Below are 652 nucleotides of genomic sequence, written 5' to 3' on the forward strand. Positions count from 1 at the left end.
TTATATTTAAAAGCTTGGCATCCCTGCAAAGCTATTGCAGTTTTATAATGTGAACAAAAGCTAAAAATAGCTTATCTGAACAGAATATAAATTATCATAGCAACATTGTAGCAAAAAATGCTATCGTCATGACCTGATAGGCTAAAGCGCTTTTTAATGATGATAAGCGTTAATAAGCGTATGCTTCAACCCGCATAACCTAGTTAGCATCATCACAATCGGAAGGTAAAAGTCACCCATGAGTATGTCGTTTGGATTGGCGACCACGCTAAATACCTCGCAAAAGCTAACCCCGCAAATGCAGCAAGCCATCAAATTGCTGCAGCTCTCTAGTCTTGAGCTCGCGCAGGAGGTACAGGCGAAGCTTGATAGCAATCCTTTGCTAGAACGTGTGGAAGAGGATGAAGATGAAGATGACTATGTTGATTGTGACAGTTACGACAGTCATAATGGCGAGCCGTTAACATTAGATAGTTGGAATCAAAATGCTAGCGTTGATTCGTTTGCTAAATCTACCCATTCTTTGGATGATGGTTTTGATTATGAAGACAATAGTAGTGATGAATACAGTAGCGATAGTTTAGATAAATTACAGCAAGCCAGTTTTGATGATGAAGCAATCGATAACTATGCCGTGGAGGGCGACGATTAT

The 652-nt window shown here is 39.7% G+C and carries 1 pseudogene; it reads left to right on the top strand.

The features are described 5' to 3' along the window. Window positions 1-238: 238 nt before the first annotated feature. Window positions 239-652: pseudogene (locus V7D75_RS03925) on the top strand (RNA polymerase factor sigma-54); the annotation flags it as partial.

The sequence above is a fragment of the Psychrobacter sp. genome (assembly GCF_036731945.1).
In the GTDB taxonomy this organism is placed as follows: Bacteria; Pseudomonadota; Gammaproteobacteria; order Pseudomonadales; family Moraxellaceae; genus Psychrobacter.